The 12,597-nt window shown below is 70.0% G+C and carries 7 protein-coding genes; 2 read left to right on the top strand and 5 right to left on the bottom strand.

Features of this window, described 5'->3' with window-relative positions:
• Positions 1-150: 150 nt before the first annotated feature.
• Entirely contained in the window at positions 151-5,619 is a 5,469-nt protein-coding gene (locus ACWF9G_RS21570) for an ATP-binding protein (protein WP_452517354.1), read from the bottom strand.
• 295 nt (positions 5,620-5,914) lie between these two features.
• Between ACWF9G_RS21570 and trxA the strand changes: the two genes are divergently transcribed.
• Positions 5,915-6,241 carry a thioredoxin gene (gene trxA / locus ACWF9G_RS21565; protein ID WP_379304058.1) on the top strand — a complete coding sequence of 109 codons (327 nt, stop codon included), beginning with the start codon at positions 5,915-5,917 and terminating at the stop codon, positions 6,239-6,241.
• 17 nt (positions 6,242-6,258) lie between these two features.
• Here trxA and ACWF9G_RS21560 read toward each other — a convergent pair whose 3' ends face one another.
• Positions 6,259-6,882, bottom strand: a complete 624-nt coding sequence (locus tag ACWF9G_RS21560) for a TetR/AcrR family transcriptional regulator (RefSeq protein WP_452517352.1) — start codon at positions 6,880-6,882, stop codon at positions 6,259-6,261.
• Positions 6,883-7,083: 201 nt separating this feature from the next.
• Here ACWF9G_RS21560 and ACWF9G_RS21555 point away from each other — a divergent pair, with 201 nt between their 5' ends.
• Complete coding sequence (locus tag ACWF9G_RS21555) at positions 7,084-8,100, top strand: DUF6670 family protein (protein ID WP_452517350.1); 1,017 nt, start codon at positions 7,084-7,086, stop codon at positions 8,098-8,100.
• Between the two features lie 14 nt (positions 8,101-8,114).
• Here the strand turns inward: ACWF9G_RS21555 and ACWF9G_RS21550 are convergent, their stop codons facing one another.
• The 3 genes from ACWF9G_RS21550 to ACWF9G_RS21540 all read right to left on the bottom strand — a co-directional run bounded on the left by ACWF9G_RS21550 (position 8,115) and on the right by ACWF9G_RS21540 (position 12,576).
• Entirely contained in the window at positions 8,115-8,771 is a 657-nt protein-coding gene (locus ACWF9G_RS21550) for a CatB-related O-acetyltransferase (protein WP_379304064.1), read from the bottom strand.
• Between the two features lie 79 nt (positions 8,772-8,850).
• Positions 8,851-9,954: a PQQ-dependent sugar dehydrogenase gene (locus ACWF9G_RS21545; RefSeq protein ID WP_452517347.1), complete on the bottom strand. Its 1,104-nt coding sequence runs from the start codon at positions 9,952-9,954 to the stop codon at positions 8,851-8,853.
• Between the two features lie 39 nt (positions 9,955-9,993).
• Entirely contained in the window at positions 9,994-12,576 is a 2,583-nt protein-coding gene (locus ACWF9G_RS21540; RefSeq protein ID WP_452517346.1) for a LuxR C-terminal-related transcriptional regulator, read from the bottom strand.
• Positions 12,577-12,597 lie beyond the last annotated feature (21 nt).

The raw sequence follows: 12,597 nt of genomic DNA, 5'->3' as shown, positions 1-12,597 counted from the left end.
GGCCCCACGGCGCCGCCGGGCCGGCGCCCCGGGCGCCCCCCTCGCCCGCGACCGGCGGTTCCGCGCCGGGGCCGGCTCGCGCCAGCCCAACTCCGGCCGCCCACCCCGGATTACCCGGGGTGGGCGGCGCACTTCACCAGGTTTCGACGGTTACCGAGGCAGACGGGTCTCGATGGCGTCGATGATCCGGGGGCGCAGTTCGGCGACGCTGACGATGGCGTCGACCGAACCGACCTCGACGGCGCGCTGGATGTTGTGGACACGGTCGAACTCCGCGGCCACATCGCCCAGCTTCTCCGCCCGGACCGAGGAGCGGACCTCGTCGAGTTCCGCGGTCAGGGTCGCGCGGTCGGTGCCGAACGCGTTGGCGGCCTGGGTTTCCAGGTCGCGCACGCGCGGGTCGGCCGCGGTCCGGGAGTTGACCTCGCCGGCGAACACCACCGCGGCGGCGGGAGCGCCACCGAGGACCGACGCGAACGAGCCTTCCAGCGCGAGCACGGTCATGTTCGGGTTCAGCGCCTTGGAGAACACCACGAACGCACCGCCGTGATAGCGCGAGATCACGCAGAACACGATGGGGCCCTGGAAGTTCACGATGGCGCGGCCGATCTCGGCGCCGTACTCGAGCTGCAGCTTGCGCATCGACTCCGGGGAACCGTCGAAGCCGGACAGGTTCGCCAGCACAACCAGCGGCCGGTTGCCGCTGGCCGCGTTGATCGCCCTTGCCGCCTTCTTCGACGACTGGGGGAACAGCGTGCCCGCGGTGTAGGTGTCGGGTCCGTCGGTCGACGGGTAACCGCGCCGCGGCACATTGCGCGACTCGATGCCCAACAGGCACACCGGGATTCCGCCCAGATGCGCGTCCTGCACCACCGCGGTCTCGGCGTCGGCCATTCCTGCCCAGCGCTCCAGCACAGGGTGGTCCTGGTCGGCCAGCGCCCGCATCACGGTCCGGATGTCGAAGGGCTTCTTGCGATCCGGGTTGGCGGCGGCGGAGAAGATCTCGCCGACGGTGGCGAAGCTGCTGTCGGCGAGCACGTGCGGGAAGCCGGAGATGTCGCGGTCGATCGGGTCGACCGTCTGCGACCGGCGCGGCGCCTGCTCACCCGGGGCGACGTAGGTGTGGTCGTAATGCGCCATCAGCACGTCGCGGGCGGCGGCCAGGTTCGGCGCCCAGTACTGCGCCTGGCCGTTGGGGCCCATCACCCGGTCGTAGCCACCGATGCCGAAGTTGTCCTCGGCCGACACGCCACCGGAGAAGTCCAGCGACTGCTTGCCGGTGAGCACCATCGCCGACTCCGGCGTCATCACCAGCACGCCCTTGGTGTGCATCAGCATGGTGGCCTCGGCATTCCAGTACGGCTGCGCGCCGACGTTGATGCCGGCGACCACGATGTTGATCTCGCCGCCGTCCTGGGTGAACTCGACGATGCGCTTGAGCGCGGCGGCGACCCAGTCCATGTTCTCGGTGCCCGATTCCATCGAGATCCGGGCGCCGGAGGACAGCGCGTACCACTCGAGCGGAACCTGCAGGCGTTCGGCGAGATCGAGCGCCGCGATCACCCGGCGGCACTCGGGTTCCGACAGCGCGCCGAGCGACTTGGTGGGGTCGCCGAGCAGCAGCACCCGGGTGACGCCCTCGGGATGCTGGGTGGTCGGCGTGGTGACGACACCGGCGACGATGGCCGCTTTGTTGCGGCCCTTCGGCCGGTCGACGGGCACCAGCGCATGGTCGGCGTCGAGGTCGTACTCGGCGAAACTGCCCAGTACACCGGTCAATTCGTACGGGTACACGGTGTTGCGCGCCGCGGCCCGCAGCACCTTCTGCCGGTACTCGTCGACGGGCTCGACCGGCTCGTCGGACAGGTCGCCGACCGTCACCTCGGAGCCACCGGTGGCGTCGAAGGAGATGCGCACACCGACCTTCGTCAGCTCACCGGTCTTCGCGTCGCGCTGCCGCGCGATGAGCAGGATCTCCTCCAGCCCGGCGCCCGCCGCCGTCGGCAGGACGTGCCCGCCGATGGTCCGCAGTTCGTCCCTCGTGACATCCATCGGCGGCCAGATGTACATCACGATGCGGTTGGTGCTGAGGCGCTTGGCCGACGGCCGCCGGGACTGGGCGCGGCGGATCGAGTCGACACAGGTGGCGATGGTGGCCTCGGCCGTGGGCAGCGCGAGCAGCCTGCCGTCCTGGTCACGCAGCGCGGCCAGGTCGCGGACCTGGGCGAAGGCGATGAGACGGTCGTCGGACGGATTGCCCTTCGCCACGCACCGGAACAGGTAGACCTCCTCGTCGTCGGAGGACGGCAGCCGGGTGAGGTCGAACTTGCGCAGCCGCTCCATCTGCATCCGCTGCGCGATGTAGGGGTGCAGACCGCGGATCAGCCGCTCCTCGGCCATTCCGGTGGCCGAGGGGCGGAAGGTGAAGTGGTGGTGCATGACCGCGCCGTTGCTGCCCGCGACCGTGGCCGTGATCCGGTGCACCTGCGGGGGCAGCTGGTGCGCGGCGAGGACTTCCTGCAGCGCCGCCGCCATCGCGTCGGAGTCCTCGGGCTGGGCTACCCAGCTGAGGTAGATGTCGGCGTCGACCGAGGCCGCCCCGCTCGCCAGCTCGCCGAGCCCGCTCAGCGCGGTGCCGAGCGCGTCGAAACTCACCGCGGCCGAGGCCAGGCTCGCGCCGTCACGCTCGGCGACGACGAAGGCGCAGCCACCGACGTGCTCGGTGTGGACGCCGGTGACGCCCTTGTTGCCGTAGTAGCGGCGGGTCAGCACCTCGAGCATCGGGGTGTGGTCGGGCTTGTCGCGCTCGAGCCGCTGGCCGAGCAGCCGCACCAGCGGCTCGGTGCTGCGCACCATGTCGGCGATGCGCTCGGCGCGATCGGCCGTATCCGGGTGCGCGTCCAGATGCGTCAGGTGCCTGCGGACATTGGTGTAGACACGGGCACGGTTGCGGCGCAGGAGCGGCTGGCCGTACCAGCCGTATACCAGGCCGCGGCACAAGTCGGCGATCACCGGGAACCGCACCTGGGTGGCCACGACAAGGCGTTCCAGGGTCAGGCCGACGGGTTCGCGCAGCACCTGATCGGGCATCGGCTCGCGCAGCCACTCCCGCAGCAGCGTCGTGATGACCTCGACGGTGTCGGCGGGGCGCTGCTGGGCGAGGAAGATCCGGAAGACCGCGGATTCCAGGTCGGGCGTGCGGTCCAGCTCGGTGACGCCGTACTGGCCGAGTGCCTGCGCGAGCTTGGCGCGGTAGGACTCCGGCAGACCGGCCCGATCGGCATCGAGGCTCTGCAGGTAGGTGTGGAAGTACTCGCGGTCGCTGTGCACGTGGCTCTGGCCGGGTTCGTCGTCGGCCGAGCGGTTGTGGCTCAGCGCGGCGAGATCGGCGAACACCTCGACGAGTTCGAGCTCCTCGGCCAGCGGCCGGTGGTTGGCGGCGACGGATTCGCGGCGGGCCGTGAGGTAGTCGTCGAGCACGCGGCGGTCGTCGTGCGGATCCACGTCGAAACCGAGGAGCAGACTCCGCAGGTCCTGCAGGCCGCGGGCGAGCCGCTCGTGCGTCTGCCGCGGTGCGGGCTCGCTGGGCAGGTCGAGCTCGACGGTGCCCGCCGTTTCGGTCTCGGCGGCCTCGTCGTCCTCGTCGGCGAGCGGTTCCAGGCGCAGCAGCGGCGCGCCGGTCTCGACCTGGGTGCCGACCGAGACCGCGCACTCCTTCAGCCGGGCGCGGAACGGCGCGCGCAGCACCGTCTCCATCTTCATGCTCTCCAGCACGAGCACCGCGGCGCCTGCCTCGACCTCGGCGCCGACCTCGACCGGCGTACCGACGACCAGCGCGGGCGCGGGCGAGCGGACGACGCCGCCCTCGTCGCGGCTGATCCGGTGGGTCACGCCGTCGACGTCGATCACATGGGTCGGCCCGTGGGTGCCGGTAACCAGGCGGTAGCGGCTGCCGTTGACGACGATCTGGCCGGTGTGCAGATCGAACCGCTCGAGGTCGACGTCGGCGGTGACCAGCTCGGTCCCTGCCTCGATGCCGACGCGGAAGCGGTGCGCGCCGATGCGGGCGACGCGGACCCGGTAGCTCGCGCCGCGCAGCTTGAGATCGAGCGGGCGCCCGCTCTCGTGCTGCACCTGCGGACGACCACCGGAGGCGGTCGAGATCAGCCGGTGCCGCTCGACCCGCTCGTCGTCCTCGTAGGCGTCGATCGCGGCGGCGGCCAGCGCGATGGCGGAGTGGCGATGCGTGACGAGGCGGCCCTCGCTGCGCACCCGGTCGATCCAGCCGGTGTCGGCGCTGGCGTCGATCACCTCGGGCTGGTCGAGCAGGTCCAGGACGAAGCTCTTGTTCGTCGCGCCGCCTTCGATGACGACCCTGGTCTGCGCCATCGCGCGGCGCAGCCTGCCCAGCGCCTCGTCGCGGTCGCGGCCGTAGGCGATGATCTTGGCGATCATCGAGTCGAAGTCGGCGGGGATGGTGTCGCCCTCGCTGACGCCGGTGTCGACGCGGATGCCGGGGCCCGCGGGCAGGTCGAGGCGCACGATGCGGCCCGGTGCGGGCGCGAAGTCGCGGTCGGGGTCCTCGGCGTTGAGCCGCGCCTCGATGGCGTGGCCGCGCTCGGCGGGCGGTTCGCCCTCGAGCTTGCCACCGGAGGCCACCGACAGCTGAGCCTGGACGAGGTCGAAACCGGTGGTGCACTCGGTGATCGGGTGCTCGACCTGCAGACGGGTGTTGACCTCGAGGAACGCGAAGAGTTGCTCACCCGGGTGGTACAGGAACTCGACGGTCGCCGCGCCGCGGTAGCCGACCGCGACGGCCAGGCGCTCGGCCGAGGCCTTCAGTTCGGCGGCCTGCTCGGGGCTCAGGACCGGTGAGGCCGACTCCTCGATGACCTTCTGGTTGCGGCGCTGCACCGAGCAGTCGCGGACGCCGAGCGCCCACGCGGTGCCCTGACCGTCGGCGATCACCTGAACCTCGACGTGGCGAGCGCCGGTGACCAGGCGCTCCAGGAACACGACGCCGCTGCCGAAGGCCCGCGCGGCTTCCTGGCGGGTGCGCTCATAGGCGTCGACGAGTTCGGCTTCGTTGGTGATCATGCGGATACCGCGGCCGCCGCCGCCCGCGGTCGCCTTCAGCATCAGCGGGTAGCCGATCTCGGTGGCTGCCGTGATGGCGTCCTCGACCGTGTCGACCCCGCCTCGGCTCCACGGCGCGACGGGTACGCCGACCTCTTCGGCCAGCAGCTTGGCGCCGATCTTGTCGCCCAGCTTGCGCATGGCGTCCGCGCTCGGGCCGATGAAGGTGACGCCGATGTGCTCGCACAGTTCGGCGAAGGCCGGGTCCTCGGCGACGAAGCCCCAGCCGACCCAGGCCGCGTCGGCCTTGGTGGCGACCAGTGCCTTCTCGAGCACCTTGAGATCCAGGTACGGGCGCGCCGAGGCCGGACCGAGGTCGTAGGCGATATCGGCCGACCGGACGAACGTGGCGTTGCGGTCGACGTCGGTGTAGAGGGCGACCGTTTCGATCGGTAGCCCGGTCGCCGCTGCCAGATCACGGACGGCATGGATGAGCCGCATTGCGGCCTCTCCCCTGTTGACGATGGCGATGCGGCTGAACACTCGCCGACTCCTTTCCATTACCTAGGACGTTGCCCGGGACGGGTGCGAATTCGAACTCCGGTTCAAGGGCAGTGTGCACCTCTACTCCGTATATGTGAACAGCGTCCGAGGGTTACCGGCACGTATAGATGGAAGTTGGCATCGTCGGGCCGGTCAGCGCTATCGCCGCTGCTCGTCGGCCGGACTCCTGGACAACCGACTCAATAGCTCCGCACTACTTGCCTTGACGTCGAGGTCAATCCCTACCGTCACCTCATCGGGGCGATTTTCCGGCCCCGGCCACCGAGGAGAGACCATGACCAAGACCGTCGCCACCGTGACCGATGTGACATTCGCGCGCGAGGTGCTCGATGCCGGCCTGCCGGTGCTCGTCGAGTTCACCGCCGCGTGGTGCCCACCGTGCAAGATGATCGAGCCGGTGCTGGACGAGCTGGCCAACGAGGAAGCGGGCCGGATGGCGATCGTCAAAATCGACGTGGACGCCAATCCGCGGACCACGGCGGACTACGCCGTGCTGTCGATGCCGACCCTGATGCTGTTCCGCGACGGCATCCCGGTGCGGACCGTCGTCGGCGCCAGGTCCAAGCGGCGCCTGCTCGACGACCTGGCAGGCGCGCTCTGAAGGCGGCGTTTTCCCGGTTACGCCGGTGACTGGCCGTCGGCCGGTCCGCTCCAGAACAGCGCGCCCATGAGCCGTCGGCAGCGGGCGATCATCGCGTCCGCGCTTTCGTCCGGGTGTCGCAGCCACCAGTTCACCATGGCCGTCACCACGCCCATCCAGACGTCGGTGAGCGCAGACAGGTCGGCGGCGTCGGTGATTCCACGCTCCGCGAGCAGGGCGGCGGCACCGCGCTGGGCCTGATCGGCGATGCGCCGCCGGGCCCGGTGCGCGGCGTCGGCGGCGACGCCGTGGACCGGATGCGAGGTGTCGAGCAGCACGTTCCAATCGTGCGGTCGCCGGGCGAGGACACCGATGACGACCTCGAGTGTGCGTTCGGCCATCGCGATTCCGGGCGACCCGTCGAACACCGACTCGATGGCCCCGCACACGGTGTCGGCCGCCCGCTCGACGCACGCGGCGTACAGGCCTTCCTTGCTGTGAAAGTAGTGGAATACCAGGGGTTTCGACACTCCGACCGCGGCCGCGACGGCACCGGGGGACAGTCCGGCGTAGCCCGCGTGGCTGATCTGCTCGCCTGCGATGTCGAGGAGCTGTTGTTCTCGCTCGGCTCGCGGCACACCTTTCGTCCCGGCAGTGCCCATCACCGTCTCCCTTCCGCCACCGCGTTGACCCACAGCCGCTGATCGGAAATTTACCGCGCCCAGACCGCTGGTCAATTGCGGGTGCGAGATCTTCGCGCCCACCGGATCGATGGTTGACATCGGAATTGACCAACAAGTAATTTTCCACTTGGTCAGCACGAGTGCCGCGCTCGTCCCTTCCGCGAAAGGCCCTGATCCACCATGGCGATAACCACTCCCCTGCTCCACGGCCTGCAACGCACCGTCTCCGGCTCGCACGCACTGAGCGGCACCCCCTTCGACCCGAGCACCCCGTTCCATCCGCCGCGCGGGCGCCATCGCACCGTCCACTACGGACTCATGTTCCCCGGTCTGCCCGCACCGCTGAATTTCCTGGACTTCATCACCGTGATCGGGCAGCCGAAGGTCAAGGCCTTCCGCAACGCGCAGCTGATCGAGACCTCCGATGCCGATACCGCCAACCTGCTGGCAGGCACCGCGGTCCGGTTTCCCGGCCAGTTCCGCGGCTTTCAGGTCGAGCGCGACCTGCAACTGGAGCCCGATGCGAGCATGATCCGCTTCGGTGCGGACTTCGCGCTGCGGGGCACCTACCCCGATTTCACTGTCGCCTATCGCAATCCGGAGTTCCGGGCGGATCTGCGAGTGCGCGCCACCGACAAGGTCGCGCATTTCGCGAAGCTACGCGGCGGGCTGTACGACCACTGGTCGCTGCTGTGCGAGTACGAGGGCACCGTCGAGCATCACGGCACGCGCTACGGCCTGTCCGGACTCAGCACGCTCGAATACGCCCGCGCCGTCGCGGTGGATCTGTTCATCGGCTTCTTCACCTACCAGATCATCAATATCGACGCCGACACCCAGGTGCTGATGGTGGAAGTCCGTGGGCCGCTGGGTGTTCCCCTGCAGCAGGCCGTCTACGTCCGGTCCCGCGAGGACCACGGCGGAGTCTACGAGGACGGCTACCACTACCGGATCACCGAGCGCGAACCGACGCCCCGTCACACCCCGGCCGGCCGGGAGATGACCCTGGGCACCGCGTTCACCTGGGCTGTCGACGACGAGAACGGCGGACCGCTGATCCACATCGACGCGGTCGCCAACGACGACTACATCTACGGCATGACCGGCGGCTACGTCGGCAGCTACCGCTACACCGGGACGTTCCGTGGCACAGCGATCAGCGGCACCGGCTACGTCGAACAGATCGGCAACGCGTAGCCACCCCCGGCGGATCAGCGCTGCGGTGCGGCGGCTTCGAGGTCGGCGATGCTGCCCGACATGATCGTCGGCACCTGCGCGGTGATGTGGTCGAGCGGCCAGTCCCACCAGGCGACGGCGAGCAGGCGGGCGATGTCCTCGTCGCTGTAGCGAGATCGGATGAGGCGGGCCGGATTTCCGCCGACGATGCCGTAGTCGGGCACGTCGGAGGTGACAACGGAACCGGTGCTGATGATCGCGCCGTGCCCGATCCGCACGCCGGGCATCACCGTCGCGCCGTTGCCGAACCAGACGTCGTTACCCACGACGGTGTCGCCGCGGCTCGGCAGGCCGGTGAGCAGATCGACATGATCCGACCACGAGCCGCCCATGGTCGGGAAGGGGAACGTCGACGGGCCGTCCATGCGGTGGTTGGCGCCGTTCATGATGAACCGCACGCCCGTGCCAAGGGCACAGAACTTCCCGATGATCAGCTTCTCCGGTCCGTAGTGGTAGAGGACGTTGCGCGTCTCGAATGCCGTCGGATCGTCGGGGTCGTCGTAGTAGGAGAACTCCCCGACCTCGATCAACGGCGAGGTGACCAGCGGTTTCAGCAGCACCACGCGCGGCTGGCCGGGCATCGGATGCAGCACGGCCGGGTCGGCGGGAACCAACGCGGGACTGTCCGGCATCGGGAAACTCCTTCGATGGATGGCCAACCGGGGATTCGGCGAGGCCTTGCCCGCAGGGTAGTACCGAAGTCCGCAACGATCAGCGGGCCGGGAAGCGGAGGATACGGTCGTCCCCGTCACGAATGTCGCCGCGGCCGTCGGTGTTCGAGGTGGTGAGCCAGAGTGCGCCGTCCGGTGCCACGGCGACGGTGCGCAGTCGGCCGTAGGAATCACCGAGAACGTCACGGGGATTCGTCGCAGTGCCGTTGGATACTGTTGCGGTCCAGAGTCTTTCACCACGCAGAGCGGCTACGTAGAGCGTGTTCCCCGCGATCGCGATGCCGGAGGGCGAGGCTTCCGAGGTCGACCAGGTGAGCAGGGGGTCGGTGAAACCACTGTTCGCACCGCCGGATCCCTCGACCTCGGGCCAGCCGTAGTTGCGGCCCGGCTCGATCAGGTTGAGCTCGTCCACCCGGTTCTGGCCGAACTCGGCGGCGTAGAGCGCGCCCGTGCCGTCCCAGGCCAGACCTTGCACATTGCGGTGGCCGAGGCTGTAGACCGGCGAGCCGGGGGTCGGATTGCCCGGCGCCGGTGCGCCGTCGGGGGTGATCCGCAGGATCTTGCCGTTGGGGCTCGCGGCGTCCTGGGACAGCCCGCTCCGGCCGGCGTCGCCGGTGCCGACGTAGAGCATGCCGTCGGGCCCGAAGGCGATGCGGCCGCCATTGTGGTTGCCCGCCTTCGCGATTCCGCCGAACACGACCTCTGCCGGTTCTCCGTGCCGGAACCGCACGATGCGATTGTCGTCCTCGGCGGTGAAATACGCGTAGACATACCGGGTTCGGTCATAGTCAGGGGCGACGGCGAGGCCGAGCAGTCCCCCCTCGCCGCGCGCGACCACGCCGGGCACCTCGGCGAAGAGCTCCGGTTCGCGGCCCGGCGCCACGCGCAGAATTCGCCCGGAATCTCGTTCGGCCACCAGCGCCGTGCCGTCGGGCAGGAAGGCGAGGCCCCACGGGACGTCGATCCCGCGTGCCACCTGCTCGGGAGCACCCAGGTCGGGGTCGCCGGAGGGCACGCTCGGCGCGGGAGCGGTGACGATCGCCGTGAGCGGTGCGCGATCAGTGGGCCCGTCGCTCGTGCAGGAAGTCGCAGCGCAGGCGACCAGGATGGCGCCCACGATGTTTCGCGCGCGCCGGCGCGACATCGCCGCCTGTGGACGGTCACTCGCGACGGCCACGGCGCTTCAGATCAGCTTCGCGAGTTGTTCGCGATCGGAGGCGTCGAGCTTGATGCAGGCCCGGTAGATATGACCTTCGACGGTGCGCACGGAGACGCAGAGCCGTTCGGCGATGGCACGGTTGGACAGTCCGCGACCGATGAGCGCGGCGATCTCGCGTTCCCGTTCGGTGATCGGGAGCGGACGCGCGGCGGCGGTGATGGCCGGGGTGCAGGCGCCGTCGCAGCGCGCGGCCAAGGCCTGGGCGCGGGCGGCGGCTTGGGCGCTGGGCCGGCGCTGGCCCGCGTGGTCGTGGATCGGGACGGCCTGCGCTGCCGCGTCGGCGGCGGCCAGCAGCAGGCCGGTGGTCTCGAATTCGAGGCTGACGGCGGCCAGCTCGCGCGTATCGGCATGGGCGAAGGCGGCGGCGTGGCGAGCGTAGATGCCCGCGGCGGGCCCTTGGATGCGGGCGGCGACCGTCGCCAGCCGGGTGGCGACGGTGCGGTCACCGAAGCGGGCGGCATGATGCAGCGCCTCGGCCTCCAGGGCGTACTGGCCGGTGCGGTGCGCGAGGTCGGCCGCCTTGCGGGCCAGCTCGATCGCCGCGTGCTGGCTGTGCTCGGCGGCGGCCACCCAGGCACGCGCGATCAACCGCTGTGGCTCGTGCAGAGCCATGTGGGCGCCGCGATGTTCCTCGGCATCGGCGAGAACTCGTTCGGCCTGTTCGACCTCGCCCAGCGCCGCATAGGCCCGCGCCAGCAGCAGCCGGGCAGGCAGCTTCCACGCCAGGGAGCTTTCGGCGTTGAGCGCCGCCAGCGCCTGTTCGAAGGCGGTGATCGCTTCGCGGAACCGGCCGCGATAGGTGGCGACGACGGCGACCGCGATCCTGGCGATCGCCCACCCGATGAACTGGCCCGCCGAGGAGAACTCCCGGTACTCGGAGGCCCGCTGCTCGGCGCGGTCGAGCTCGCCGATGGTCGTCAGTGCCAGCACGTCGCCGTACCTCACCATGACCCGGACGATGCCGTCGGTGGACTTCTGCTCGGCGGTGATCCGGGCCGCGATCGGCGCGAAATCGGCGCCGCGTCCGGCCACCGGCATCGCCAGACCGAGCGCGAAGGCGGCGAAATCGACAGCCTGCCACGGTGAATCCGGGTCGGCGATGACGCGCTCGGCGGTCTCGATACCGACGGCGATCCGGCTCTCGTGCACCGCCATCGCCGCGCCGAAGGCATCGACCGTCAGCCGCAGCGCGGGATACTCGACCCGGGCGGCGAGCAGGTCGAGCAGGTCACGGGCACGCGTGACATTGCCCAGCGACCAGAACTGCAGGCCCGCCCTGAGCACGCCCCACTGGACGAGTTGCAGCGGATCGAGGCGGTCGGGGTCGAAGCGGGCCAGGATCTCGTCGGCTTCGTGCGGCCTGCCCTGCCACAGCAGTGCCCGCGACAGCAGTTCGGCCGCGCGCAGCCCGCCGCAGCGCTCGCACGCGGCGCGCGCGAGCCGTTCGGCCAGCGGCAGGTTGGACATGGCCACCGCGTCCTTGGCCGCGTTGATCAGCACGACGATGTCGATCGGCTGATCGCTGTCGATACACAGCTGCGCCAGCCGGATCCGATGCGCGGGCGTGCTCAGATCACGGTCGCGCAGTGTCTCGACGATGCGGCCGCGCTGCCTACGGGCCGCGGCGGTGCCGACCCGACGGCGGATCACCTCGCCGAGCAACGGATGGCTGAACCGGACGTCGACCGTCGGGCCGTGTCGGCAGACCCGGATCATGCCGGTGAGCTCGGCCGTGTCGACGGCCCCCACCCCGACCAGCTCGGTCAGGATGTCGATGTCGAGCGGTTCGTAGACGGCCAGCATCCGCAGCGCCTCGAGCACCGGCTCACCTGCCCTGGTCAGCCGTTCCTCGAGCAGCTCGACCAGCCCCGACGGCACCGCGGTCGGCCCGCGCAGCTGCCAGACGCCATCGGTGTCGGTCAGGGTGCGCGCCTCGACCGCGCCCTCGACCATATTGCGCAGGAACAGCGGGTTGCCACCGGAGGATTCCCACATGACGTCGGCGCTGAGCCCTTCCAGGGTGCCGCCGAGGACGGTCTCGACCAGGGCGACGCACTGCTGTTTGGTCAGTGGCGTCAGCTCGATGCGTTCGAGGTAGCCGTCCTTCCACAGTGAGGTGACCGCGTCCGGCACGGCTTCCCCGGTGCGGACCGTGGCGACGATGCGGGCGCTGCGATCCACGGCGATCTGGTGCACCAGCGTCGCGGACAGTGTGTCGAGGAGGTGGGCGTCGTCGACGCCGATCACGGTGCCGGGGTCGACGAGCAGATTCTCCCGCGCCGAGTGCAGCAGCGCGAGCGGGTCGCGTGAGGCCGACGCGGCGATCCAGGGCGCGAACGCGCCCAGCGGAATGGCCTGGGACGAGGCGGTACATGCCGCCCAGCGCACAGGATTCGGCAGCACGGAGGTGACGAGCCGCGCCAGGGTGGTCTTGCCGATTCCGGCGGCGCCGACGAGCACGACACCACCGGTGTTGCCGTTGGTCAAAGCTGTACGGACGGCGTCGTATTCGGCGGGGCGATGAAGCAGTTGCCACAGTTCGCCCATACAGCAAAATTCTAGTTCCCG

It is taken from the genome of Nocardia sp. NPDC055029 (genome assembly GCF_053608525.1).
Note: the sequence above shows the minus strand (reverse complement) of the source record. Positions and strands in the feature narration are given on the sequence as shown.